Here is a 26,286-nt window from a genome sequence, read left to right on the forward strand (position 1 = left end):
TAACAGAATAGAGATGAAACAGCCGATATATTTAGATAATAATGCTACAACCCCGTTAGATCCGAGGGTGTTGGAAGCAATGCTACCTTACTTTACTGAGAAATTTGGAAATGCTGCGAGCCGCAACCATGCGTTTGGCTGGGTAGCAGAAGAAGGAGTAGATTATGCTCGTGAACAGGTAGCCAAACTAATCGGCTGTACTGAAAAAGAAATTATTTTTACATCAGGTGCTACTGAAGCCGATAACCTGGCTATTAAAGGTGTATTTGAAATGTACAAAGAAAAAGGTAACCACATCATTACTGCGGTTACTGAACATAAAGCGGTTTTAGATACTTGCAAACACCTAGAGAAAAACGGTGCACGTGTAACTTATTTAGGCGTTAAAGAAGACGGTTTAATTGATTTAGCTGAATTAGAAGCTGCCATGACTCCTGAAACTATTTTGGTTTCGATTATGTATGGTAACAACGAAATTGGTGTAATTCAACCGGTAAAAGAAATTGCAGCAATTGCACACAAACACGGTGCTTTATTTATGACTGACGCGACACAGGCGGTTGGTAAAATCCCTGTTGATGTTAATGCGGACGGTATTGACTTAATGGCTTTCTCGGCACATAAAATGTACGGACCGAAAGGTGTTGGTGTACTTTATGTTCGCCGTAAAAACCCAAGGGTTAAAGTTACTGCACAAATGGACGGTGGCGGCCATGAACGCGGAATGCGTTCTGGTACTTTAAACGTTCCTGGTATTGTTGGTTTAGGTAAAGCCTGCGAACTTTGCCGCTTAGAAATGGAAACTGAATCAGTTCGTTTGGCTGCTTTACGTGACAAATTAGAGTCTACTTTAAGCAAAATGGAAGAGAGTTATGTTAATGGTAATACACAACACCGTTTACCACACGTAGCCAATATCTCTTTCAAATATGTTGAGGGTGAAGGTTTAATGATGGCAATGAGTGATTTAGCGGTATCTTCAGGATCAGCTTGTACTTCAGCATCTTTAGAACCATCTTATGTATTGAAAAGTTTAGGTTTATCTGATGATTTAGCACACTCTTCTATCCGTTACGGTTTAGGAAGGTTTACTACAGAAGCAGAAATTGATCAGGCAATTGAAGTGACTCAAAAAGCAGTTAATCACTTAAGAGAACTTTCTCCACTTTGGGAAATGTTTAAAGAGGGAATCGATTTGAGTAAAATTGAATGGGCAGAACACTAGTTCAGTTTGAAGTTGGCAGTTTGCAATTTTGAGTAGGCAAACTGATAATTGAAAATTGATAATTGATAACTAAAAATAAAATTGCTCCGTAAGGAGATAAAAAAATAAAATCATGGCATATTCAGAAAAAGTAATTGACCATTACAATAACCCACGTAACGTAGGTACATTAAATAAAGACAGCAAATTTGTAGGAACAGGATTAGTTGGTGCACCAGAGTGTGGTGACGTAATGCGTTTACAGATTGAAGTTGGAGAAGATAACGTAATCACTGATGCTAAATTTAAAACATTTGGTTGTGGTTCGGCTATTGCTTCTTCTTCTTTAGCTACCGAATGGTTAAAAGGAAAAACAATTGATGAGGCTTTATCTATTGATAATATGGATATTGTTGAAGAATTGGCTTTACCTCCGGTAAAAATTCACTGCTCAGTTTTAGCAGAAGATGCAATTAAATCGGCCATTAACGATTATCGTGTTAAAAATGGTTTAGAAGCAATTGTATTAGAAAAATCGCACCATTAAGACTAGTATAAAGTATTATAGTATCAAGTATCAAGACTGTAGTAGTTCAATCTTGATACTTGATACTAACAACTCGATACTAAATACTTGATACTAAATACTCGATACTATGATAACGATAACAGATAAAGCAAAAGACAAAATAGACCATTTAATGCAGGATTCGGAGATGGGTTCTGATTACTTTTTACGTGTTTCAGTAAAAGGTGGTGGCTGTTCGGGCTTATCATACAATCTGGATTTTGATAACGAAGAGCAAAAAGGCGATCAGTTTTTTGAAGACAAAGGAATTAAAATTGCTTTAGATATGAAATCTTTCCTTTACCTAGCTGGAACGGAATTAGATTTTACAGATGGTTTAAACGGAAAAGGTTTCAACTTTATAAATCCAAATGCCAGCCGTAGCTGTGGCTGTGGCGAAAGTTTCTCTGTTTAAAATCTTATAAAACATATTATTTAAGGGCCCCGAAAATTTCGGGGCCCTTTTGTATTTTTAATCCAAAAAGCCTTATTATTGTTAATTATAATTAGCGGACCAAATTACGAGCATGCCATTAATAAACGAATTTTCAACTGTTCCTACCTTATTGCGGAATGTTGTCAAAAATATTCACAAACCTCAGGAAACCTTTTTAATCCATAAACAGGGTGCGGAATGGGCTGAAATTTCTTATGAAGACACCTTAAAAAGAGCTGATGCTGTTTCTGCATTTTTCTTGGAAAAAGGAATAAAAAAAGGCGATCGTTTAGGCTTAATGATCGAGAATTCGCCTGAATATGTATACTATGATCAGGGAATCCAGCAAATTGGTGTAATTAATGTATCTATTTACCCTACGCTTTCTGAGCAAGAGGTGGCCTATATTATTAACGACTCGGGCATAAAAGCTATTCTTGTTGGGAACAACTTTCTATACCGTAAAGTATTAAAGGTAGCGGCCAATTGTAAACAGTTAAAATATATTATTCCTGCTTTTAAAGATTTTGAAAAAGTTGTTATTCCCGAGGATGTACACGTAGAAGTTATTGCCTTTTCTGATATCCTGGCACTTAAACATCAAATTACTGCTGCCGAAAGGGCTGATATTGACCAATGCAGAAGCTTGGTTTTACCTGAGGATGTTTCCTCTTTAATTTATACTTCGGGAACAACAGGCACCCCAAAAGGTGTAATGCTTACCCATCATAACTTTGTTAAAAATGTGGAGGTTTGTTTACAACAGATCCCTGTGATTGACCAAACCGAAACTTTCCTTTCCTTTCTGCCGCTGTCGCACGTATTCGAGCGTACAGCCACTTACCATGTTTGCTGTGCACAAGGCTGTAAAATTGCTTTTGCACAAAGTTTAGAGTTATTGGCTAAAAATATGGGAGAAGTTCGTCCTACGGTGATGAGCTGCGTTCCGCGCCTTTTAGAACGCATTCATGATAAAGCCATAAAAGGAGGAACTGCGGGAGGTGGTACAAAAGCAAAAATATTTACCTGGGCGCTGGAAATAGGCAACAAATACCGTGTAGCAAAAGAGGCGGGCAAAAATCCGGGTCTTATTTTATCCGCAAAAAAAGGGATTGCAGAGAAATTGGTTTTTAGCAAAATCAAAGAAAAAACAGGTGGCCGCTTAAAATTTATGATTTCGGGTGGAGCTGCACTTCCTAAAAATGTGGGTGAGTTTTTTGGCGATCTGGGTATTAAAATATTAGAAGGTTTTGGTTTAACAGAAACCTCGCCAGTAATGTCTGTTACAGAATATCACAGGCAGGTATATGGTACGGTTGGGCGTGTAATTCCAGGAATTGAAGTGGGCATACAAGATGTCGAAACTAAAGAAATGCTCAGTATCCAAACACACAATACCTTTAACGAAGAATTTGAATGCGCCGAAGGTGAAGTAATTGTTAGAGGCCATTGCGTAATGAAGGGGTATTTTAACAAACCTGCAGAAACTGCCGAAGCCATAGACAAAGACATGTGGTTCCATACCGGAGACATTGGCCGCTTTTATAAAGGTAATCTTCAGATCACCGATCGTTTAAAAAACATGATCGTAAATGCGTACGGCAAAAATGTTTACCCTACCCCGGTAGAAAATATTTATTTGAAAAGCCCAAAAATTGATCAACTTTTTTTAATTGGAGATAAACGTGAGTTTATTACGGCAATTATTATCCCGAACAGGGAAACTTTAGAAGAAACCTTTAAACTCAAACCATCGTTTTTTGAAGAGGCTGATCCTTTTATCCGCAACCCTGAAATTATTGAATGGATGGAGCAGGACATCAAAAAAATATCTAACGAACTGGCCAAATTTGAGCGCATTAAAAATTTTAAGATCAAACGTAATCCTTTCAATATAGATGAAGGAGAAATTACCCCTACCATGAAAGTTAAACGACGTATTGTAGAAAAGAAATATGCCGAAGCCATTAACGAAATGTATGAGGAAGGTATAGAAGCTGAATCATAATTAAAAAAGGGTCATCATTACAAAAATTAGTAAGATGACCTTTTATTTTTTTGCAGCAATCGTAAAAATCAATTACAGATCCATTCCATTCGCATCGGTTGTTAATATTTCGCTCATATAATCAAAGAAAGGACGCATATTTTTAAATTCCTGATTGCAGTGTCCTATGAATTCTTTACTTAAAACTTCCTGATCGGTAAATCGATGAATTAACAAAAATTGTTTATAGCGTAGCAAATCGATATCCTGATGATCTCCATCAAAGCCCTTTGGAGCTGTTTTCAATTGCTCGCCTTTCAAAGTCTCGAAAGAAGCAATAAAAGTTTTATCATTTAATATTGCTCTCAAAGGCTGGGCATCAAAACTTATATTTTCCCTTATCAATTTTAAATCTTGTGGGGAGGGGCCGAAAAAACCACCGGCTACAAAACTATTACCTGGTTCGATGTGAAAATAGTAACCACCTCTTCTTTGTTTACCTGCCCGTTTAAAACTTCCACTCCAATGTGTTTTATAAGGTGTTTTATCGTTTGAAAAACGGGTATCCCGATAAATCCGGTATAAACTTTTCTTTCCAGATGGTGTTTCAATTACATCATGGGTATTCATAAGATCTAATAAATCCTGTGCAAAAGATGCTATATAGGTATGTTCTTTCTGGTAGGCTATTTTATGGTCATTAAACCATTCACGTTCGTTGTTATTTTTTAATAAACTTAAAAACTCAAAACAAGAAGGTGGTATTTGCTTAATATTGGGCATATTTTTTTTGAATGGCTATTCACATCCAAACAAATATAACATCTGTGAAACACTAAATTCATATCGCTGAAAAATTTACTCGATGAAATACTTAAAAACTTCAGAAAGGTTAACCACCTATTAGACCAATGAAACTATATAAAAGCACTTAATAAAATAAATTCCCAAAGACGAATTATGAAATAGATATATTTAATAGCTTTATATATCATTTTCCAAAACAATGAAACACGATTTATTTTTTGAACAGGTTTGGGATTTAACCAGGGAAATACCCAAGGGAAGGGTAACATCGTACGGAGCAATTGCAAAAGCCATAGGCACGCCTAATCTATCGAGAATGGTTGCCAGAGCCATTGGCGCTTGTGGAGCAGCACAATCTCCTGTGCCCTATTATAGGGTAATCAGCAGTAACGGCTTGCTCAGCGGCGATCCATCATCTACAGCTAAAAGACAGGAACTCCTCGAACGCGAAGGCGTTGAAATTAAAAACCTGAAAGTTCAAAACCTTAAAAAGGTATTCTGGGATCCGTTGATTGATATGGAATAAAGTATCATAGGGTAAGCTTCTGATCATCCATTTTTTATCTCATTGGCTTTAACATGCTAAAATGCATTTTTATATCAAACAAAGCATTTAGTAATTACAATAGCTTTCTTATCTTTGCAACCATCTGTTTTAAGTGGATAGCTAATTGGTACTGAAAATTGAATTTTTTCCAATATTAATTCAAAATTTAATCAGCTAATTATTTCTTTTTCATTAAAGCACCAAAATTTAACAATAACAAAAAATGCAAGAGCATTACTTTTGCAAAAAATACCTGAAATGAGTATAGGATTATCAGAACAAGAAGTATTACGACGTGAGTCGCTAAAACAATTACGCGCATTAGGCATTGAGCCTTATCCTGCAGAAGCGTATGAAGTAAATGCATATGCCGCAGATATATTAGCTAATTATGAAGTAGATAAGACAGCATACAAAACCGTAGTATTAGCAGGTAGAATTATGAGCCGTAATATTATGGGCGCTGCTTCTTTTACAGAGTTACAGGATTCTACCGGCAGAATTCAGATCTACCTAAAGCGTGATGAACTTTGCCCTGGTGATGATAAAACCTTATACAACACGGTATTTAAAAAACTTTTAGATATCGGCGATTTCATTGGGGTTAAAGGATACGTATTTACGACACAAACAGGAGAAATTTCTGTGCATGTTACAGAATTTAAGGTACTTTCTAAGTCGCTACGTCCACTACCAATTGTTAAACGTGATGATGAAGGAAACGTATACGATGGATTTACTAATCCAGAGCTGCGTTACCGTATGCGTTATGTAGATTTAACAGTAAACCCTGATTTTAAACAGATTTTCATCAAACGCAGCAAGGTGATTAACACCATGCGTAATTACTTTGATAACCAGGGCTGGATGGAAGTTGAAACCCCTATCCTGCAGCCTATTCACGGTGGTGCTGCTGCACGTCCATTTGCCACGCATCACAATACTTTAGATATGCCGCTTTATTTACGTATTGCAAATGAGTTATATTTAAAAAGATTAATCGTTGCAGGTTTTGATGGCGTATATGAGTTTGGTAAAATGTTCCGTAATGAAGGGATGGACCGTACGCATAACCCTGAATTTACTTCAATGGAAATTTACGTTGCCTATAAAGATTATATCTGGATGATGGCCATGGTTGAAGAATGTTTAGAAAAAGTAGCTATTGCAACAACTGGTTCAGCTGTAGTTAAAGTTAGTGCCAACGAAATTAACTTTGAAGGACCGTACGAAAAACTAACTATGTACGAATCGATCCAAAAATATACCGGAATTGATGTTTCAGCAATGACCGAGGAAGAAATTGCGCAAACTTGTAAGGATTTAGGTATAGAAATCGATGATACCATGGGTCGTGGTAAATTAATTGATGAAATTTTCGGTGCTAAAGTTGAAGCGAATTTAATTCAGCCAACCTACATTACCGACTACCCTATCGAAATGACACCGCTTGCTAAAAAGCACCGTACCGCTGAAGGTTTGGTAGAGCGTTTTGAGCTATTTGTTAATGGTAAAGAGATTGCAAATGCTTATTCAGAATTAAACGATCCTATTGACCAAAAAGAGCGCTTAGAAGATCAGTTAAAGTTAGCTGCACGTGGAGATGATGAAGCTATGGCCATGGATGATGATTTCGTACGTGCACTAGAATATGGTATGCCACCTACTTCGGGTTTAGGCATTGGTATTGATCGTTTAGTAATGTTAATGACCAACCAAAGTACTATTCAGGAAGTTTTATTCTTCCCGCAGATGCGCCCTGAGAAAAAGAAAATAGAAATGACTCCGGAAGAAACAGAATTATATGCACTGGTTTCGGAAGGTGAGCAACACCTGTTAACTGAAGTAAAAGGGAAACTGACCGATTGGAGCAACAAGAAATGGGATACAACCTTAAAAGCTTTAACAGCAAAAGGAATCTTAAAAGTTGCTAAAACGGATGATGGCTTATTCCTATCGCATAAATAGTTAAATCCGAGTCCTGAAAAAGAGGATTAGGAATTTGATTTTAACACAAACATAACATAAACTTAAAAGGCTTGCTAGCAATTGTTTAGCAAGCCTTTTCTATATTTACGGCAATCGATAAATAAAATCATTGCGATATGAATACGTCAAGTTTAGAAATCAACGAAAGAGAATACTGCATTAAATTGAGCAAAGATGCTTTTGATTTAACGCTCGTACGTCAGTTAATAAAAAGAATCCAGGCCGAAGCTTTGTTCTTCTCAAGGGTACAAGCCGAAGAAGAAGATATCTTAAGCAAAAGAGCTCAAAGAGAAGAATTTGAGGGTTTTGATTATTTAGGAGATAAATAATCAGTTTGCAGTTGGGAATTCTCAGTTGACGGTTAATTGCAACAATTAACCAGTTAACCGATTCCAGTAGTTGCCCTTTTTAATCAACCTCCAAATTTCCCTCCACCGAGTCGTCCATGGTTTTCCCTGTAATTACAGATGCTGCCATTTTTAAAAAGGCTACAGCTGTACCATGTTTCGTATCCCAATAATATCCTTCTGATGGAATTACCTTGATTAAGGTAATGTTTGGGTCGTCTTTTCCACCCTGAAACCAGGTTTTGATAAAGGGACTCCAGAGCTCGTCAATCTTAGCCTGATCTCTACTGATTTCCGAAATTCCATAAATATTTACAAAACCTGCGTGCGCCCCGGCCTGAAACAACAGATGCGTAAAAGGATCAGTAGAAATCTCGTCATTTTTATGACTGTCTTTCATGCTCATAAACCAAATATTTCCCTCGTCATCAACCTGCTGAATGGCCATTGGCCTTACCGATAAAGGTACACCAGTTTTAATATTGGTACAGAAAAAACAGCTTTCAGACTTTTCTGCCAGTGTTCTCAGTTTTTCGATAGCTGCTTTACCACCTAAATCTTTAATGTTATTTTCTTCCTGAGTATTGTTTGTACTCCCTTCTTGTGATGTTGCCATAGTATTAAGTTTTATATAAACTACAATGAAAAATGGAATTTGGTTTTGAGTTTTTGTAGCGCGCGGCTGGCGCAAATCGAAAAGCGTTGGACGAAGCGCAAAGAGAGAAATTATGGTGTTTGATTTATTGGCCAAAATTATGGAGTTTTAATCAAAGACGATATCTTTAATTAATGGATAACAAGAAACCTGTATCATTTACTGCTGAAATTAAGATTATTGGGATTAATCCCTTTGTATTTGTAACAGAAGAAGCATTAAACTATGTTTTTCACCAGGCAGGGAAAGACAAAGGTCAGCTTCCAATTACAATGAAAATTGATGGACATGAGTTCAAGCAAACTTTGGTAAAATATGCGGGTGATTGGCGTTTGTACCTGAATACGCCTATGCGAAAAGCGGCAGGCAAAGATGTTGGAGATACCGCAAGCTTCGAAATTGAATTTGATACTGAAGAACGAACAATAAGGATAAATCCTAAGTTGGAAAAGGCTTTAATAGAAAATAAACAAGCTAAGGATATATTTGATGGCCTTGCCCCCCATTTACAGAAGGAAATTATACGTTATATTGCCAACCTTAAAACGGAAGAATCGGTAAACCGCAATGTAAAAAAGGCTATTCAGTTTCTTTTGGGTAAAGAACGGTTCATCGGCAGAGATGGAATTTAAAGAAAATAGTACCATAACTACAACGTCACTATCCTATACCTCGTTATTAATTATAGAACAAAGGACAATTATTAACGGTCCTTTGTTCTATAATGTTGTTTTACAACAATCCGCGTTTTTTAAGCATCGGTTTAATATCAGGATTATGCCCCCTGAAATTAAAAAACATTTTACCCAGATCTTCGGTATTTCCTTTTGACAGAATCATATCTCTAAAACGCTGGCCATTTGCCCTTGTTAACCCTCCATTTTCCTGAAACCATGAAAAGGCATCATTTTCAAGCATAGATGTCCAACTGTAGGCATAGTAACCTGCAGCATAGCCATTGCTCCAGATATGTAGAAAATAGCTGGAGCGGTAACGTGGTGGCACGTACGATAAATTTAAATTGGTTTTCTTTAAAGCCTCGGCTTCAAATTTGTCTACATCCTGTAAAGGTGAACCCGGTGAAATCGTATGCCACTGCATATCCAGATCCGCGGCTGCCAAAGCTTCTGTAAAAATATAGCCCTGATTAAACGAACTCGCCTTTTTAATCTTATCCAATAAAGCTTGTGGCATTTGTGCTCCTGTTTGATAATGAAGCGCATAATTCTTTAATATTTTTGGATCAGAAGCCCAATGTTCATTAAACTGCGAAGGAAATTCAACATAATCGCGGGCTACACTTGTACCCGAAAGACTGGGATATTGCTGATTGGCAAATAAACCATGTAAACCATGCCCAAACTCATGGAACATAGTTGTAACATCATCAAAACTAATTAACGCCGGTTTTCCCGCTTCGGGTTTCGCAAAATTGCAGACATTATAAATTACCGGTATCGTGCCGAATAGCTTAGATTGGGGAACAAGGTTATCCATCCAGGCACCACCATCTTTATTATCACGTTTATAATAATCACAATAAAACAAGCCTAGCTGTTTTCCATCTTTGTCTATCACATCAAAAACACGAACATCTTCCTGGTAAACTGGTAAATCTTTACGCTCCTTAAAAGTAATGCCGTAAAGTTGTGTTGCAGCATAAAAAACACCGTTAATGAGTACTTTATTTAACTCGAAATAGGGTTTAACCTCGTTTTCATCCAGATCGAATTTTGCCTTACGAACTTGTTCGGCATAAAAGTCCCAATCCCAAGGTTCCAGTTTAAAGCCACCTTTTTGCTGATCGATTACCGCCTGTATATCTGCCGCTTCACTTTTTGCTTTAGCGGTAGCAGCTGGAATAACTTTGCTAAAAAAATCTTCTACTGCTTCGGGCGTTTTAGCCATCTGATTTTGTAATTTCCAGGCTGCGTAATTTTTAAAGCCCAGCAATGCCGCCTGAGCAGAACGAATCTGTGCAATTCTTGAAATTATTTTACGGGTATCATTTGCATCACCCTTTTCTGCCCTGTTCCATGATTTGTTAAAAAGTTCTTCTCTTTTAGCACGATCGGTCATTGACTGCAATTCGGGTTGCTGAGTAGTATTTTTTAAACCTTTACCTGCTGCCTGTAACTGCGCGGTAAATTTTGCACTCAAGGTAGCTTCTTCTTTATTCAGCTCTTTAAGTTTGTCTTTGTCAGCATCAGATAGCTTTGCTCCTGCCAATTCAAATTTTTGGTAATAATACTCCAGTAAACGTAACGATTCGGCATCCAGTTTCAGCTGATCCTTTTGTTTATAAAGGATTTGCACCCGATTAAAAAGTTTGGTATTTAGATAAATGGCATCTGAATTTGCCGTTAATTTAGGTGCTTCCTCTTCTTTAACCTTTTGCAATTCGGGGTTTGTATTGGCTCCAGTAAGCAGATTAAAGACCATAGCTGTACGGCTCAATAATTGTCCGCTTTTTTCAATGGCCAAAATGGTATTTTCAAAACTTGGTGCCTCAGTCTGGTCAGCAATTTTCTGGATTTCATCCATTTGCTGTTTCATCCCTTCTTCCAATGCGGGTTTAAAATCGCTGTTTTTAATTTTGTCGAAGGCAGGAGCCTGAAAGGCAAGTTCGCTTGCTTTAAAAAAAGGATTTACCGATGAAAAGCTTTCGCTTTCTTCAACATTTTTTTTGTTATTGCAAGCACCTAGAATAGCTAAAAAAGCCAGCATGGGTAAATAAGATACTTTTTTCATGAATATTTAAAAGTTAGTTATCCATAAAAATAGTAATTTATAAGCTGCAATTCACAATAAACAAACTGAGCTGAAACAAAAAAGCCATCTCAATTCTGAAATGGCTCTATATATGATACGATTAATGTTATCTATAACGAACTTGCTGCTGTTTGTCCATCATGCCCATCTGATCTTTCATTTGTTTAATCTGATCGGCCAATAATTTATTTTTATCTGCTTTTTTCGCTTCAGCAAGATACATGGTAGCTTCGCGTTTGTTTCGCTTAGCCATTGCAATACCTGCTAAACTTAGCTTGGCCAAAGCAATATTATGGTCCATCTGCATGCCCAATGCAAGCGATTTTTTAAAATACTTCTCACTCTGCATCGGTGCTGTTCTGCTTTCAATTAACCCGATCAATAAGTTATAATAACCATGTTGAACTTTAATCAACTGCGTTTCATAATTGGTAATCCGGTCTAAAAACATTTTGGCTTTAGGCATGTTATCTTTTCTAAGAAACCATTGTGCTAAAAGCATGTTCTCATTAAAGAAATAAGTTACCAGTACAATTATCCCCAATAAAATGGCAATAATACCCCACGGCCAGAAACCGAAAATAAATAAAGCTACTGCGCCACCCAGTAAAGCAAACCCCGCAATTAATCTGATGATATTTGGCATAAATTTTATCCTAATTATTTTTTTTTGCAAATATCGTGTTTAAATGGCAGAAATTAGATTTTAAAACAATAATTTCATTAAAAATTTAAAAGCTCAAAAAAAACATCTCGTAAATATGAAAATCCTCTTATCTATAACCCTAATCGTACTTGCAATGAACGTTTCTGCACAAGAAGTGAATAAAAAAATACATGATCAAGTTCACAATAAAGATATATTAATTAATGCCTGTACACGCGAGGGTATTACCACTTTCCCTGAATTTAAAGAAATGTACGATCCACTTTACGCGGCATATGTTCCGGATGCAGCAACCATGATCGAACTGAAAACACTGGTTAAAAACGAAAAAATAAAAATTGTTTTAGGCACCTGGTGTGGCGACAGTAAAGCAAACGTACCGAACTTCTTTAAAATTTTAGATGCCTTACACTTTAAAGGGAAAAACGTAGAAATTATTGCGGTTGACGGCAACAAAAAGGCTGAAAACGGCATACTGGACGGCTTGGAAATTTTAAGAGTACCTACCTTTATTGTTTACGATAAAAAAGGGAAAGAACTCGGAAGAATTATCGAAGGGCCTAAAACAAGCCTTGAAGGAGATTTACTAGCAATATACAAGAAGAAATCTTAAACTTTTTGAGCGGTTTTTTGGTTTTAGTTTAATGGTTCACAGTTGATAGCCTGTTGGTTTATGCAAAACCATACAAACCATTAAGCATGATCTATCAAACCATTGACTAAAAATTCATTTACTAGACATACTCGAAATCCATTTTACATTATACATCTTACATCAATATTATGTCTGCAGCATTAGAACCAGGTTGGTTAGCCGTTTTAGAAGAAGAATTTGAAAAAGACTACATGAAAAGCCTTAAGTCTTTTTTACAGGAGGAAAAAAACAATGGAGCCACGGTTTACCCAAAAGGCAGTGATATTTTCAATGCATTAAACACCACGCCATTTGACCAGGTAAAGGTTGTGATTTTAGGTCAAGACCCCTATCATGGTGTTGGCCAGGCGCATGGTCTGTCCTTTTCAGTACAACGAGGTGTAGCCATTCCGCCATCGTTAAAAAATATATACAAAGAGCTGGAAACTGATATTGAAGGTTTTAAAACACCAAATCATGGCCACTTAACGCACTGGGCAGAACAAGGCGTTTTGTTGTTAAATGCCACGCTAACCGTTCGTGCTTCAGAAGCAGGCTCGCATCAAAATCGTGGCTGGGAAATTTTTACAGATGAAATTATTAAGGCTTTATCTCAGAAACGCGAACACATTGTTTTCTTGTTATGGGGTAAATACGCTCAGCAAAAGGCTGCGTTAATAGATCAAAAAAAACATTATGTGCTTACCGCTGCCCACCCTTCGCCATTTTCAGCCTATAATGGCTTCTTCGGATCGAAACATTTTTCCAAAGCAAATCAGCTTTTAATACAAAATAACTTAGCGCCTATTGACTGGAACTTACCAGCATAATGAATGCTTATTTTATTAGCGGTTTAGGTGCCGATAAAAGAATTTTTTCGAAGCTAAAGCTTAATGAAAACATCAATATCATTCATATAGATTGGATTACTCCGAACAAAAATGAATCATTAGCATCATACGCTCAACGATTAAGTAGTGCAATAGACTTAACCCAACCTTTTGCCTTGGTAGGCGTTTCTTTCGGAGGAATGATCGCAGTAGAAATTGCTAAAATATTAAAACCTGCAACAACGATTATCATTTCGAGCACCATGTTAAGTACTCATCTGCCAGCATTATACCGCTTTGCAGGGACACTTGGCTTGCTAAAATTTATTCCTGCCAGGCTTTTAAAAGCATCAAACAAACTTACACAGAATTATTATTTCGGCACACGCTCGAGCGGCGAAAAAGCATTACTAAGTAGGATTATAAAAGATACAGATCCTCATTTTCTAAAATGGGCAATCGGGAGTATTTTAAGCTGGAGAAATAAAACCAAGCCGAAAAACACCTACCATATCCATGGTACCAACGATAAAATTTTATATTCAAAAATTGCTCAACCAGATTTTGTGATCCAAAATGGCACCCATTTTATGGTTTATCAAAATGCTCAGGAAATTTCGGGAATTATTAATAAATTGCTCTTGTAATTCTACCAACTAACGAATTACTTAAAAATCATCCCAAAAACATTATTAACTAATTAATGGATTTTATGGTGATCAATAAAGTTTTTCTCGACCAATTAGAATACAAGGTTACAGGTGCTTGTATAGAAATAAATAGAATTCTCGGCCCTGGCCTTCTCGAAAGTGTTTACAAGAAGTGCTTAATGAGAGAACTACAGCTACAAAACATAAATTTTACCGCTGAACATCCTATTGTACTTTCTTATAAAGATGTGCTACTAAATACAGAGCTCAAGGTAGATTTGGTGATTGAAAACTGCCTGGTATTAGAACTAAAAGCAGTTGAGCGTATATTACCCATTCATGAAGCACAGATTTTAACCTATATGAAATTATTAAAAATACCAAAAGGATTGTTGATCAATTTCAATTCAGCCAATATAGTGCATAACGGAAAAAAGAGTTTTGTTAATGAATTTATGTATGATATAAACCCTTAAACATAAAAGCATGAACTTCCAACTTAGATGATCTCAGGTGGCTTAGGTGGTAAAAATTATGGACCACCTTAGTCACCTTAGGACACCTTAGCATTTTAGGTTGCCATAATTACTTAGTGTTAATACTCTAAAGGCACAATCGGTTCTTTTTTCGTGGTCGACATGATCATCATCGTCTGGAAAGTTTTAACCACAGAAATCTTACTGATTTTATCCATAATTAAACGTTCGTATGCTTTAATGTCTTTCACATAAACCTTTAACAGAAAATCGGCCTGACCAGTAACGTGGTGACACTCTGTGATTTCTTTGATTTGATTTACTTCATCCAAAAAGATCTGGATGGTATTATTTTTATGAAAATCAAGTTGAATCTGAATAAAGGTTTTTATACCTAAACCTAGTTTTTCTTCATCTACCAATGCATGATAACTTTTAATATATCCTGCCATTTCAAGCTTGCGCACACGTTCTAAAGTTGGTGCAGGTGATAGCCCAATTTCTTGGGATAAAAGCAAGTTGGTAATTCTTCCGTTCTCTTGAAGAATTCTTAAAATTTTAAAGTCAATTTTATCTAATTCAGATGCCATATGGTGTTAAAGGTATTTGAGAATACAAACATAACCAAATTATATTCTAAATTTTAACATAATTTATCATATATATTTTAAATAAAAATTTTTAGATTTACCTAAAAATAAAATTAGATAAATATAAATGCAAAGTTACACGGAAGAGAACTATCTAAAGACTATTTATCATCTGGCAGAAAAAACAATAAACGTTCAAACCAATGCTATTGCAGAGCAAATGCAAACCAAACCAGCATCGGTTACTGACATGATCAAGAAATTAGCCGATAAAGGTTTGGTTGATTATATTAAATACCAGGGCGTTACTTTAACCGAAATAGGCAAAAATACAGCGATAGATATTGTGCGTAAACATCGCTTATGGGAAGTTTTTTTGGTTGATAAATTAAACTTTAAATGGGACGAGGTACATGATGTGGCAGAAGAGCTAGAGCATATTAAATCAATTGAGCTGATTGAAAGGCTTGATGAGTTTTTAGGCTTTCCTAAAGCCGACCCTCATGGTGACCCCATTCCCGATAAAAACGGAAGATTTGCCAAAACCCAGTTTATCAAATTAATCGAACTAAAAATAGGCGATCAGGGCACCATTACAGGTGTTACCCAGCATAGCTCGGCATTTTTAAAACATTTAGAAAAACTAGGCTTAACCTTAGGTAAAAAAATCCAGATCAGCGATGTGACCGATTTCGATGGTTCAGTAGAAATCCTGTTAGCCGATAAACAAGTTAATATTAGTAGAGAAGTTGCAAAACATATTTTAATCAGCAGTAATGGCAAAAACTGAATCGCTAAGTGAAGTACATCAAAGTGTAAATACAGATAAAAGAAAGGGCTGGAGAAGAATTTTAGCCTTCATTGGCCCTGCATATTTAATTAGTGTTGGCTACATGGATCCGGGTAACTGGGCTACCGATTTAGCGGGCGGTAGTAAATTCGGTTACCAATTAATTTGGGTTTTACTAATGTCGAACCTCATTGCGTTGCTGTTACAATCGTTAAGCGCCCGCTTGGGCATAGTAAGGGGGCTGGATTTAGCACAGGCCTCAAAACAAGCTTACCCGCGTTGGGCCAATATTCCATTATTCGCTTTAGCACAAACGGCTATTATTGCATGCGATCTTGCCGAAATTATCGGGATGGCCATTGGTTTACAGTTACTTTTTGGATTACCGCTAATCTGGGGCATTTCAATTACTATTTTCGATACCATTTTATTACTCTTTTTACTTAATAAAGGTATGAGGGCCATGGAAGGCTTTATCGTTTCGATGGTTTTTATTGTCGGGATTTCCTTTCTGGTTGAAATGTTTATTGTAGAGCCCTCACTTAAAGAAGTAGCCAAAGGTTTTGAGCCTTCTATACTAAATGGCGATGCACTTTATATTGCCATCGGGATTATTGGTGCCACGGTGATGCCACATAACCTTTATCTGCATTCATCTTTAGTACAAACCAGGAAGATTGAGCGTAGCAATAAAGGAATTAAGGAGGCCTTAAAATTTAACCTCATTGATACCACAGTTGCATTAAACCTTGCTTTTTTTGTTAATGCTGCCATATTGATCCTTGCAGCTGCTGCTTTTTATAAAAATGGATTGCACGAGGTGGCCGAAATTCAGGATGCACATAAACTACTTTCGAACATTTTTGGCAATATTGCCCCAACCCTATTTGCCATAGCATTAATCGCCGCCGGGCAAAGCTCTACCGTTACCGGAACTTTAGCAGGACAGATTATTATGGAAGGCCATATTAACCTAAGAATACAACCTTGGTTACGACGCATGATTACACGTCTTTTGGCTATTATTCCGGCATTTTTCACTATATTACATTATGGCGAAAATGCACTTGGCGGCTTGTTGGTATTGAGTCAGGTGGTATTAAGCTTGCAATTGGGTTTTGCCATTATTCCATTAATTCATTTTACATCAGATAAAAAACTGATGAAAGATTTTGCAATTAAACCCTGGGTTAAGGTATTGGCTTGGGCAAGCGCTTTAGCTATTATCGCATTAAATGTGAAACTGGTAATTGAAGAAATAAGCGGCTGGGCAAAAGAAGCCAACAACTGGTGGATTTATGTGATTGTAATACCAGCATTAATCCTCATCGTTTTGCTCCTGCTTTATGTTTTCTTCCATCCGTTAATAGAAAAGAAAAGGAATGCTTCAAAACAGCTTGTACCCCATGGGAATGCTTTGGATATTGGAAAAATAGACAAAATCAGTTATAAAAGGATTGGAATTGCTGTAGATTTCTCTAAAAACGACAGAAATACTATCCGGCATGCTTTAATTCAAGGGGGTAAAGGTGCACACTATTACCTGATCCATGTTGTAGAAACTGCTGCTGCCCGTTATCTTGGTAATGACGTAATGGACCATGAAACGCAGAGCGACGCCGCTAATCTGGAGAAATACCGGGCCAATCTCGAAGATCTTGGTTACGATTCTACACCTTTTATCGGTTTTGGAAGTACTGGTAAGGCTATAGCCGATATCAGCAACAAAAATGAGATGGAGCTATTGGTAATGGGCGCCCATGGCCATAAAGGATTAAAAGACCTTATTTTTGGCACCACAGTTGATTCGGTACGCCATAAGGTAAATATTCCGGTATTGATTATCAGATAGGTTATTTAGCTTAAACATTACGCTTAGCTAATAAGTTATATCCACACAGCTAAAGGAATCAGTGTTGACCTGGCGAATATTGGATTATTTATTTACTACAGTTATAAGTTTTTTAATGCCACCATCACCAGACTGATACATCAGCAATTTACCGGTTGAAGAATATAAGTACATGGATGGGTATTGCTTTGGCAAAAAGGTTGGAATAAACAGGCGTTTTTTATCCTGTAATACCATTACATTAGGCTTGGTATTTAATCCTTTGGCATACGAATTGAAAAACTGTGGAATGATATAAGCTTCATCCATAGTAATCATGTAGATATTAACATCTTTAAACTTGGCGTAATTGGTATTCAGGATTTTACTTTCCCGCTGGCAATGCTCACAGGTACAATCAAATAAGATAAATAGGTTCTTTTTTCCCAGTTTAATATCATTATTTGAAAATGGTTTTCCATCCAGTTTGTAAAAGGTGAATTGTGGCAATAAAGTAGGTTGCTGTGCTTCTACCTGAAAAGTAACGGCTAACAATAAGATTAAAAGTAGGTTCCTGAGTTTCATTTTTAAGATTTAAAGCCCAAACTTAAACGAATAAATACGAACATAATAATATATCCTTAGCTTTTACAAACAGATGAACATTTTTATTGATCAACATTAGTTACCTGCAGCTTAAAATATCATTGAAATATTTTGGAAATGAAAGCCAGTTTTTCATGGGTACTGTTGTCCCGCCATCCGCTTTATCACGATGAAAAATCGGGATGCCCGCTCCTGTTTAGGGTTTAGGGAACAAGGGTTTTGTAAGCGAATGAAAGGTCAGTTTCCTTGCAACAGCCCGTGTTAAATAAACCCGAATGAAGCGGAAACCAAAAGCTTTTTCTGCTTTTGTTGCAGCAAAAAGCGGGACTGAGGCTGCCAAATGCTCCTTCCGTACATTTCCAAACATAAAAGAAATCAATTTTTATAGCGATTTAACCATTCAAACTTGGCTTCTTTATCCGTACAATTAAAAATTAAAAAAAATTATCACATCAATTTTTAAGATATTTGCAACCGTTTGACTACAAAATCGCATAAACGGCCGTCATCCTGATTTTATTTCAGGATCTTTAGAGTTACCAAGATGCCGAAACGAGTTCAGCATAACTTGACGGTGTTTTAACTGCATTTGTGATCTTACACTATACTTTATATACAATTGTATATATTACAATAACATATTTTATTACAATTTTGAAAAACGACATCAACATAAAGAATAAAAGAGCATATTTCGACTACAATCTTTTAGATAAATACGTAGCAGGTATTGCACTTTTAGGAACTGAAATAAAAGCAATCAGACAAGGTAAAGCCAACATGACCGATGCATTTTGCATGTTTATTGGCGGCAATCTTTTCGTACGTAACCTTCATATTTCTGAATATAGCCACAGTTCTTTTTATCACCACGATATTAAACGCGACCGGGCCCTATTACTGCAGAAAAAAGAAATTAGAAAATTAAAACTTAAAGGCGAAGAAAAAGGTTACACCATAGTTCCATTACGCATTTTCATCAACGAAAGGGGTTTCGCTAAAATAGAAATTGCACTGGCCCAGGGTAAAAAAGAATTCGACAAACGCGACAGCATTAAGGATAGAGATACCAAACGTGAGCTGGATAGAGCGATGAAGCGGTAGTTTAGTCGACAGTCATGAGTCTTATGTCCTGAGTCCGAATGACTAGGGACTGAAGACTTTAGACTAAAGACTAGTAACTACCACGCCTGGTCGCCCACTAAGGGCACAAACCTAAATGTGTCTAAGACAATTTTTTCGTAGTCTGTTTCGCTTACGCGGATAACGGTAACCATTTTCTGGGTTTTCTCATCTCCTACCGGGATAACCAGAATGCCACCTATTTTTAATTGTTTTAATAATATCTCTGGAACCAAAGGAGCGCCAGCAGTAACGATTATTTTGTCGTATGGTGCATGGGCAGCAATTCCTTTCGAGCCATCGCCACAATAAAAGGTAGGCCGGTAGCCCATCCCTGGCAAAACCTGAATCGTCCTGTTGTAAATGTTTTCTTGTCTTTCTATGGTAAAAACATTTGCGCCCAATTCCATTAAAATACAGGTTTGATAGCCTGAGCCCGTTCCAATCTCAAGTACCTTGTCTCCTTTTTTAATGTGCAGCAGTTCACTTTGGTAAGCAACGGTGTAAGGTTGGGATATCGTTTGCCCATCACCTATTGGAAAAGCAATATCTTTGTAGGCTTGGTTCCAAAAAGTTTCATCAAAAAAGAAATGACGTGGAACTTTACCTATGGCCGTTAACACATTATCATCTTCAATTCCGCGAGATTTTAACAACTCAACCAGTTTTTTTCTCGCTCCACGTTCTCGGTAATTATCAACAAATTTATACGCCATGAGCCTCAAAATTAGCTTTTTTTAACGGTGATACAAGATAAAGAAATCCACATTACCGTAAGTAACACTAAATCAAAACTTAAATTAGTAATTAATACGGATCTACATCTATTTGCGTAAAAACGCCTTTAAATTCCTTGGCTGCATTAAATTGGGTCAGGGTTTCTCTCAATGCATCTTTAACTTTTTGAATGGCAGTATGCTTATCGGCTTTGATAATGATCTGTTTGATATAAAGATTCCGTACGCGACTTACCAAAGGTTGTTCGGGACCTAAAACGCGTTTACCAAATTTTGCTTTAAGGATATTTGCGAGTGTAAATGCCGCGTGATCTAGTACATGAGAATCTTTATGTTTTACATATAGAAATATCATCCTGGAAAAGGGAGGATACAAGAATTTCTCCCGTTCTACAATTTCGTCGTTGTACATGCCCTCATAATCGTTGTTCACCACCTGCTTGATAATACGGTTTTCAGCATCGTAAGTCTGGATACAAACATTACCCTGATCGGCCCTTCTGCCTGCCCTACCCGCAACCTGCGCCAGCAGCTGGAAGCTCCTCTCGTAAGCACGAAAATCGGGGTAACCTAAAAGTGTATCGGCATTAATCACCCCAATAAGATTCAGGTTATCGAAATCCAATCCTTTAGCCACCATTTGTGTGCCGATTAAAATATCGGTTTTCTTTTCTTGAAAGTCGTTTAATATCTGTTGAAGTCCATTTTTTGTCCTTGTACTGTCCATATCCAACCGGGCAATGGTCACTTCTGGATAAAGTAACCTGAGTTCTTCTTCAATACGCTCTGTACCAAATCCTTTTTGCTCTACATGCACCGAACCACAGGCCGGGCAGATATTTACACTGCTCTGCTGATAACCGCAGTAGTGGCAATGTAATTTACCACTGCTTTTATGATAGGTTAAACTTACATCGCAGTTTACACATTTTGGGGTATAACCACAGGTTGCACAGATTAGAATAGTGGCATAGCCCCTCCTGTTTTGAAATAACACAATCTGCTCCTTTTTAGAAAGTGCCAGATCGATATCTTTGATCAACACGCTCGAAAAATACGAACTCATTGTTTTTTTCTTCGTTTCTTCCGAAATACTTACCACCTGCTGATTAGGAAGCTGAACCCCGCCAAAACGCTCTTTCATCTCTACAAGACCGTATTTACCTTGTAAAGCATTATAATAACTCTCTAAAGATGGTGTAGCTGACCCCAAAACAACCTTAGCTTGGTGCAGATAACCAAGATAAATGGCAGCATCCCTCGCCTGATAACGTGGTGCCGGATCATATTGTTTGTAAGAAGACTCGTGTTCTTCATCAACCACAATCAGTTTTAAGTGTTCGAAAGGAAGAAAAACTGCTGAGCGGGCACCAAGAATTACTTTATAAGTACCTGTACGCACTTTATTCCAGATTTCTACCCGTTCGCTATTATTAAATTTGGAGTGATATACCCCTATTGCATTACCGAAATAGCGTTTTATACGTTCTACAATCTGGGTTGTTAATGCAATTTCTGGCAACAGGAACAATACCTGGCCATCTGTATTTTGAATAATTTTTTCAATCAGCTTGATATAAACCTGTGTTTTTCCAGATGCGGTAACACCATGCAACAAAACCACCTCTTTCTCTTCAAAATGCTGGTTAATCTGGTTTAATGCTTTCTGCTGACCTTCATTCAGCTCGAAATTCACACTGAACTCCTCATCGTGGGCAGCTAAACGGCTAACCGGCCTTTTCATCACCACAAAAATATCTTTGTCGGTTAAGGCTTTGAGCGCTGCTGGTCCACAATTACTTTCTTCTAAAAGCTGTTCTTTGGAAATTGGCAGATTTGATTTTTGCAATTTTAGGTAAGCCAGTAAAGCGTCTAATTGTTTAGGTGCCCGATCTAAAACATTAAAAAGCTGTTTCAGATTTTCCTCATCGCTATAAAAATCATTTAAAATAATGAACGACTTAAGCAAAGGTTTATATTTCTGCACCACCTCTTCTGCCACCAGCACCAGTTCTTTATCCAGCAAATGATTGATGATCGGATACACGGTTTTCTGCCCAAGGAGCTTAGAAACATCATTAACAGTAAGTTTCTGCTGCTGTTTCAGTGCATTGATAATGATTTCTTCCTTATCGGTAAGTTCGGTATCTTCATTATAATCATCGCGAAGAATTAAGATCGTTTCGCTGGCCAGTTTTAAACTTGCAGGCAAAGCCGCCGCCATTACATCACCTTCATTGCACATGTAATAATTAGTCATCCATGTCCAGAATTTAAGTTGCATGGGTGTAATTACAGGCTCATTATCAACTACATCAATAATGTATTTTGCCTCATAAACTGTTGGTGGTACGGTGCTAATTCCACTAATTAAAGCGGTATAAATTTTATGCTTTCCAAATTGCACCACCACACGTTTCCCGACAGCAATCTGGTCGTTTAAATCAAAAGGTACCCGATAAGTATAGTTTTTCGCCAAAGATAATGGCAAAATAACTTCAACAAAAAGTGTTTCTCTTTCTGCAAAAATATCACTTTCGAAAGTATTCATTATTTATCTTTAAATGCCGCAAAAAAGAGCATTATCCATCCCAATACAAATAAAAGCCCACCAATTGGCGTTACTGGGCCAATAAATTCAGTAAATCCTAAGTGTGATATGTTTCGTGTAGCCAATAAATATAGCGAACCTGAAAAAAGAATAATACCAAATGTAAAACAGAAATAGGCAATATTGATCAGCTTGTTCCGGTAGCGGGCAAAAGTAGAAAGGTATAATAATGCAAAGGTATGATAGAACTGATAATCAACACCTTTTTGCCAGATTTCCAATGATGGCCCGTCAATTAAGGCCTTTAAACCATGAGCGCCAAATGCACCCAGCAAAACAGCAACAGCACCAAAAAAAGAAGCAGTAAGAATTATTCGTTTATTCATAATGATTTGCTAGTAGCAATCGCTAAATTAATAAATTGACAAAGAACTTCTCACTAATCAATGTAATAAATTAAATTTGTTGCAAAGCAGATGAAAAAAATCGTAATTCTAACAAGTGCATTATTTTTGGGTGTAGCCTTTATGGCTTATCTCTATTTTTCAAAATTGGGTACAGATAATGATGCGAAAGATCTGGCGCTGCAATCGGCAACTAATAATGCAGCTTTAGTGTTTTCTTTCCAGAACGATAAAAGTTTTTACGATATCATTGAAGGGCAGCAACTTATCCAGCAGGTTTTAGGGAAAGATAAAATGAGCCTTTTAAAACAGCTGAAAGCAAGCATTATCGACGATAATCTGATCAACAGGTATTTAAAGGATCAGCAGGTTTATATTAGTGTATTACCTGATTCGAATAAAACCCTCAATTTCCTCATCACCTTACAAATTCAGTCTGATAACGACATCAAAAAATTCTACGAACAGCTAAAACTAAAAAAAGTAATTACCGAAAATTCGAAAGAGCTTTATACTGTGAGGATAAACGACAGTTTACGGGTTTATTTAGGCATCCATAACCAGGTATTAACGGTTTCAACTTCATTGAAACTGATTAATGATGCTAATATTCGTTTAACGGAGAATCCTTTTACGGAGTACATTAAAGAGAACAAACACCAGATCAAAAATGTACTGGCCAATATTTACATTAATTTTAACCAGGCCCCATTACTACTTAAAAATATTATTGCAGGTAACATTAATGGCGAAATTGCCCTATTTAACCAACAAAACAGTTTCGCTGTACTCAATTACAATTTCAGTAAAGAGAAAATTCTTTTCAGCGGAAGTACCGAATTAAAAGATCAGCACAATTACCTTAAATTATTCGAAAACACCGCTGCACAAAATACATCAATACAAAATATCCTGCCCGATAATACAGCAAACTATGCGCTTTATGCTTATGATGATTACGGTAAATGGCTTAAAAAACTAAATAATTGGCAGGAACAAACGAAAATACTTTCAAAAACCAATGCCGTGATAAAAAAAATAAAGGATGATTACAGAACAGATTTAGATTTGATATTTACCACTTATACCAAGAATCAGTTTATTCTTTTTCAGTTAAGCACCAGCGAAAAACTAGGCGCAATTTCATTATCAGATGGCGAAAAAACAAAACAGTTGCTGCTTGATGTAAGTGCAGATTATAGCGAAGACATTAAGCTCTTTAAATCGGCCGATATCCTGTACAGTTATTTTGGGGAGCCTTTTAAAAAATTTGCGCGGCCATATTATACCATTGTAGATAATAATTTAATTGTAGCCAATAATGCGAGCACAGTGCAATCATTTTTAAACGATTATAAAAACAACAGGCTGTTAATACAAACACCACAATATTTAGATGCGGTGAACCAGATTTCGACCACTTCGAACATAAGTTATTACATCAATACCAAAAATTCTGCAGATATTTTCAGACACAATGTTCAACTGAATTTCTATAAACATTTGCGGGCAGACAGTGGTTTAAAAAGTTTCGATACTTTTTGTTACCAAATGAGTGCAGACAAAAACAAATTCATCACTAACTTGCTTTTAAACAAATATTTACAACCAGAAATACCAGATTCATTAAGTAACCGTTAATAAAGAAACCATCCCAAGAAACTATTTTACATGAAGAAACTTTTACTTGCGTTACTGGCAATAGCTAGCTTCGGGGTTGCAAATGCACAACAATATGCGCTTTTTGGCACTAAAACCATGTTTGATGCATTCGAAAATCCATCTCAAAAATCTTTCACCTTAGATTCATCACGAAGATTTTCTTCCAATTTCTTCCTACCTTATCTTGGAACAAACGCCATTAATAAAGGAAGCTCTAAGTTCGCCATAAGAAGATTAACACAGGAAGGTGTTTTTGATACAAGAAGTTTACCTATTGGTACTGGAGAAGTGAATCATTTTTTCGAAAACAGTAATATCTATGTAGCAGCATTCAGGCTTTTCAAATCTTATAAATATCAAAAAGAAATGGGGTTTTCGTGGCAGATCAGATCCGATGCGCATATCGATTACACCAACGAAACAATGGCTATTTTTGATTCGTTCGAAAGGTTTAATACGAATCAGCAATATACCGGGATTTTTGATACCAAAGGCTACGAACAAAGTTACCATCAATTTAGCTTTACCTATCGCGAAAACTGGAATAAAAGACTCGCATTTGGTTTAAAAGCAAGTTTACTGAGTGGAATACTTTATAACAAATTAAATGTTTCCGACTCTTATTTATATATCGATCCTGAGTCTGATGCCCTGTTAATTGGCCTGAAAGGAACCTATTCCAGCAATTTTTCTGATTTTGATGAGGTAAATAAGAAAAATTTTATTCCAAACTTTAAAAACCCAGGACTATCATTAAGCTTTGGAAGTAATTACACCACTAAAAAAGGTTTGTTCTTAATGGCCAATATAAAAGATTTAGGTTTTATCTGGTGGCGAAGTAATTCGCAACGCACTATGGTAGATCAATCAAAAATTATTGAGAATATAGAAAATAACCAATCTAATACCAATCAGGAAATAAAAGACATTTTCCTCCTTTCGGAGCAAAGCAAAAAGTTTTTAGCGCCTACCAATGCTAAACTTGATGTTTACCTATCTAAACGATATGGCTTTTACAAACCAGGCCTAGCTGTTTCGAAAAACTTGTTTTATAAAGGCGGAGATATTGCTTTGGTAAACACTTTTATTGCCAACGATTTTTCGGGAAGTGTTACTCCCTTATACAACTTAAATGGTGTTTTTATGGTTGGATTGCAAGGAAAATACCAGACACCAAATTTTGAATTGTTTATGGGTACAGATAATTTAGTGGCTACCAGTTTTCAAACTTATGGAATGATTAAAAATGATGCTACTGTAGGCAGCGGCCCTAATGGTGCTTCTTTTTACATGGGTGTAGGCATTAAATTCGGTAATGTGGTTAACCATCCACAATTTGCCGATGTAATACCAGGCATAAATGACAATGAAGGTGGGAGTTTCTTTAAAAGTTTGTTTTCAATTTTTAAAAGAAGATAACCGGT

26 protein-coding genes are annotated in these 26,286 nt (G+C 36.6%); 17 read left to right on the forward strand and 9 right to left on the reverse strand.

Going from position 1 to position 26,286, the window contains the following annotated elements; all coding sequences use genetic code 11:
- The first annotated feature begins 13 nt into the window (after nucleotides 1–13).
- The 4 genes from FHT21_RS11930 (at nucleotide 14) to FHT21_RS11945 (ending at nucleotide 4,216) form a co-directional block, all read left to right on the forward strand.
- On the forward strand, nucleotides 14–1,225 hold the full coding sequence (locus tag FHT21_RS11930; protein WP_167294880.1) for an IscS subfamily cysteine desulfurase: 1,212 nt from the start codon (nucleotides 14–16) through the stop codon (nucleotides 1,223–1,225).
- 112 nt (nucleotides 1,226–1,337) lie between these two features.
- On the forward strand, nucleotides 1,338–1,751 hold the full coding sequence (gene iscU / locus FHT21_RS11935; RefSeq protein ID WP_025142622.1) for a Fe-S cluster assembly scaffold IscU: 414 nt from the start codon (nucleotides 1,338–1,340) through the stop codon (nucleotides 1,749–1,751).
- A gap of 109 nt (nucleotides 1,752–1,860) precedes the next feature.
- Nucleotides 1,861–2,187, forward strand: coding sequence for an iron-sulfur cluster assembly accessory protein (locus FHT21_RS11940; RefSeq protein WP_121284726.1), 327 nt, complete (start codon nucleotides 1,861–1,863; stop codon nucleotides 2,185–2,187).
- A gap of 112 nt (nucleotides 2,188–2,299) precedes the next feature.
- Complete coding sequence (locus FHT21_RS11945; RefSeq protein ID WP_167294881.1) at nucleotides 2,300–4,216, forward strand: long-chain fatty acid--CoA ligase; 1,917 nt, start codon at nucleotides 2,300–2,302, stop codon at nucleotides 4,214–4,216.
- A 72-nt stretch (nucleotides 4,217–4,288) separates the two neighbouring features.
- Here the strand turns inward: FHT21_RS11945 and FHT21_RS11950 are convergent, their stop codons facing one another.
- Nucleotides 4,289–4,978 (reverse strand): DUF2461 domain-containing protein, encoded by a 690-nt coding sequence (locus tag FHT21_RS11950; protein WP_167294882.1) that lies wholly within the window; start codon nucleotides 4,976–4,978, stop codon nucleotides 4,289–4,291.
- Nucleotides 4,979–5,201: 223 nt separating this feature from the next.
- On the opposite strand from FHT21_RS11950, the gene FHT21_RS11955 reads away from it, so the two are divergent.
- The 3 genes from FHT21_RS11955 (at nucleotide 5,202) to FHT21_RS11965 (ending at nucleotide 7,867) form a co-directional block, all read left to right on the forward strand.
- On the forward strand, nucleotides 5,202–5,528 hold the full coding sequence (locus FHT21_RS11955) for an MGMT family protein (RefSeq protein WP_167294883.1): 327 nt from the start codon (nucleotides 5,202–5,204) through the stop codon (nucleotides 5,526–5,528).
- Between the two features lie 279 nt (nucleotides 5,529–5,807).
- Complete coding sequence (lysS, locus tag FHT21_RS11960; protein WP_167294884.1) at nucleotides 5,808–7,517, forward strand: lysine--tRNA ligase; 1,710 nt, start codon at nucleotides 5,808–5,810, stop codon at nucleotides 7,515–7,517.
- Nucleotides 7,518–7,654: 137 nt separating this feature from the next.
- Nucleotides 7,655–7,867, forward strand: coding sequence for a hypothetical protein (locus FHT21_RS11965; protein ID WP_029275714.1), 213 nt, complete (start codon nucleotides 7,655–7,657; stop codon nucleotides 7,865–7,867).
- A gap of 79 nt (nucleotides 7,868–7,946) precedes the next feature.
- Here the strand turns inward: FHT21_RS11965 and FHT21_RS11970 are convergent, their stop codons facing one another.
- Complete coding sequence (locus tag FHT21_RS11970) at nucleotides 7,947–8,501, reverse strand: pyridoxamine 5'-phosphate oxidase family protein (protein ID WP_167294885.1); 555 nt, start codon at nucleotides 8,499–8,501, stop codon at nucleotides 7,947–7,949.
- Nucleotides 8,502–8,674: 173 nt separating this feature from the next.
- Between FHT21_RS11970 and FHT21_RS11975 the strand changes: the two genes are divergently transcribed.
- Nucleotides 8,675–9,172 (forward strand): YdeI/OmpD-associated family protein, encoded by a 498-nt coding sequence (locus tag FHT21_RS11975; RefSeq protein ID WP_167294886.1) that lies wholly within the window; start codon nucleotides 8,675–8,677, stop codon nucleotides 9,170–9,172.
- 100 nt (nucleotides 9,173–9,272) lie between these two features.
- Here FHT21_RS11975 and FHT21_RS11980 read toward each other — a convergent pair whose 3' ends face one another.
- Nucleotides 9,273–11,291, reverse strand: a complete 2,019-nt coding sequence (locus FHT21_RS11980; protein WP_167294887.1) for a M3 family metallopeptidase — start codon at nucleotides 11,289–11,291, stop codon at nucleotides 9,273–9,275.
- 127 nt (nucleotides 11,292–11,418) lie between these two features.
- Entirely contained in the window at nucleotides 11,419–11,958 is a 540-nt protein-coding gene (locus tag FHT21_RS11985) for a hypothetical protein (RefSeq protein ID WP_090496042.1), read from the reverse strand.
- A gap of 115 nt (nucleotides 11,959–12,073) precedes the next feature.
- Here FHT21_RS11985 and FHT21_RS11990 point away from each other — a divergent pair, with 115 nt between their 5' ends.
- The 4 genes from FHT21_RS11990 to FHT21_RS12005 all read left to right on the forward strand — a co-directional run bounded on the left by FHT21_RS11990 (nucleotide 12,074) and on the right by FHT21_RS12005 (nucleotide 14,569).
- Nucleotides 12,074–12,592: a thioredoxin family protein gene (locus FHT21_RS11990; RefSeq protein WP_167294888.1), complete on the forward strand. Its 519-nt coding sequence runs from the start codon at nucleotides 12,074–12,076 to the stop codon at nucleotides 12,590–12,592.
- A gap of 170 nt (nucleotides 12,593–12,762) precedes the next feature.
- Nucleotides 12,763–13,443 carry a uracil-DNA glycosylase gene (gene ung, locus FHT21_RS11995; RefSeq protein ID WP_167294889.1) on the forward strand — a complete coding sequence of 227 codons (681 nt, stop codon included), beginning with the start codon at nucleotides 12,763–12,765 and terminating at the stop codon, nucleotides 13,441–13,443.
- Nucleotides 13,443–14,090: an alpha/beta hydrolase gene (locus FHT21_RS12000; RefSeq protein WP_167294890.1), complete on the forward strand. Its 648-nt coding sequence runs from the start codon at nucleotides 13,443–13,445 to the stop codon at nucleotides 14,088–14,090. The genes ung and FHT21_RS12000 overlap by 1 nt, the downstream gene beginning before the upstream one ends.
- A gap of 65 nt (nucleotides 14,091–14,155) precedes the next feature.
- Nucleotides 14,156–14,569: a GxxExxY protein gene (locus tag FHT21_RS12005; protein ID WP_167294891.1), complete on the forward strand. Its 414-nt coding sequence runs from the start codon at nucleotides 14,156–14,158 to the stop codon at nucleotides 14,567–14,569.
- A gap of 119 nt (nucleotides 14,570–14,688) precedes the next feature.
- Here the strand turns inward: FHT21_RS12005 and FHT21_RS12010 are convergent, their stop codons facing one another.
- A complete protein-coding gene (locus tag FHT21_RS12010; RefSeq protein ID WP_025142637.1) occupies nucleotides 14,689–15,159 on the reverse strand; it encodes an Lrp/AsnC family transcriptional regulator in 471 nt (156 codons plus the stop codon).
- Nucleotides 15,160–15,286: 127 nt separating this feature from the next.
- Here FHT21_RS12010 and FHT21_RS12015 point away from each other — a divergent pair, with 127 nt between their 5' ends.
- Nucleotides 15,287–15,949, forward strand: coding sequence for a metal-dependent transcriptional regulator (locus FHT21_RS12015; RefSeq protein ID WP_167294892.1), 663 nt, complete (start codon nucleotides 15,287–15,289; stop codon nucleotides 15,947–15,949).
- Complete coding sequence (locus tag FHT21_RS12020; RefSeq protein ID WP_167294893.1) at nucleotides 15,936–17,801, forward strand: Nramp family divalent metal transporter; 1,866 nt, start codon at nucleotides 15,936–15,938, stop codon at nucleotides 17,799–17,801. The genes FHT21_RS12015 and FHT21_RS12020 overlap by 14 nt, the downstream gene beginning before the upstream one ends.
- An 84-nt stretch (nucleotides 17,802–17,885) precedes the next feature.
- On the opposite strand, the gene FHT21_RS12025 is transcribed toward FHT21_RS12020, so the two are convergent.
- Nucleotides 17,886–18,365, reverse strand: a complete 480-nt coding sequence (locus FHT21_RS12025) for a redoxin domain-containing protein (protein ID WP_167294894.1) — start codon at nucleotides 18,363–18,365, stop codon at nucleotides 17,886–17,888.
- A 675-nt stretch (nucleotides 18,366–19,040) separates the two neighbouring features.
- On the opposite strand from FHT21_RS12025, the gene smpB reads away from it, so the two are divergent.
- Complete coding sequence (gene smpB, locus FHT21_RS12030) at nucleotides 19,041–19,490, forward strand: SsrA-binding protein SmpB (RefSeq protein ID WP_190328978.1); 450 nt, start codon at nucleotides 19,041–19,043, stop codon at nucleotides 19,488–19,490.
- A gap of 77 nt (nucleotides 19,491–19,567) precedes the next feature.
- Here the strand turns inward: smpB and FHT21_RS12035 are convergent, their stop codons facing one another.
- From FHT21_RS12035 to FHT21_RS12045, 3 genes are all read right to left on the reverse strand, one after another.
- Entirely contained in the window at nucleotides 19,568–20,224 is a 657-nt protein-coding gene (locus FHT21_RS12035) for a protein-L-isoaspartate(D-aspartate) O-methyltransferase (protein ID WP_167294895.1), read from the reverse strand.
- 91 nt (nucleotides 20,225–20,315) lie between these two features.
- Nucleotides 20,316–22,796, reverse strand: a complete 2,481-nt coding sequence (gene priA, locus FHT21_RS12040) for a primosomal protein N' (protein ID WP_167294896.1) — start codon at nucleotides 22,794–22,796, stop codon at nucleotides 20,316–20,318.
- Nucleotides 22,796–23,182 carry a DUF423 domain-containing protein gene (locus FHT21_RS12045; protein WP_167294897.1) on the reverse strand — a complete coding sequence of 129 codons (387 nt, stop codon included), beginning with the start codon at nucleotides 23,180–23,182 and terminating at the stop codon, nucleotides 22,796–22,798. Before FHT21_RS12045 ends, priA begins: the two co-directional genes overlap by 1 nt.
- Before the next feature lie 90 nt (nucleotides 23,183–23,272).
- On the opposite strand from FHT21_RS12045, the gene FHT21_RS12050 reads away from it, so the two are divergent.
- Together FHT21_RS12050 and FHT21_RS12055 are read left to right on the forward strand one after the other, a co-directional pair.
- The gene (locus FHT21_RS12050) at nucleotides 23,273–24,841 is read left to right on the forward strand and encodes a hypothetical protein (protein ID WP_167294898.1); all 1,569 of its coding nucleotides are present in this window, start codon (nucleotides 23,273–23,275) and stop codon (nucleotides 24,839–24,841) included.
- A gap of 30 nt (nucleotides 24,842–24,871) precedes the next feature.
- Complete coding sequence (locus tag FHT21_RS12055) at nucleotides 24,872–26,281, forward strand: DUF5723 family protein (protein ID WP_167294899.1); 1,410 nt, start codon at nucleotides 24,872–24,874, stop codon at nucleotides 26,279–26,281.
- Nucleotides 26,282–26,286 lie beyond the last annotated feature (5 nt).

The organism is Pedobacter sp. SG908 (assembly GCF_011759615.1).
Lineage (GTDB): Bacteria > Bacteroidota > Bacteroidia > Sphingobacteriales > Sphingobacteriaceae > Pedobacter > Pedobacter riviphilus.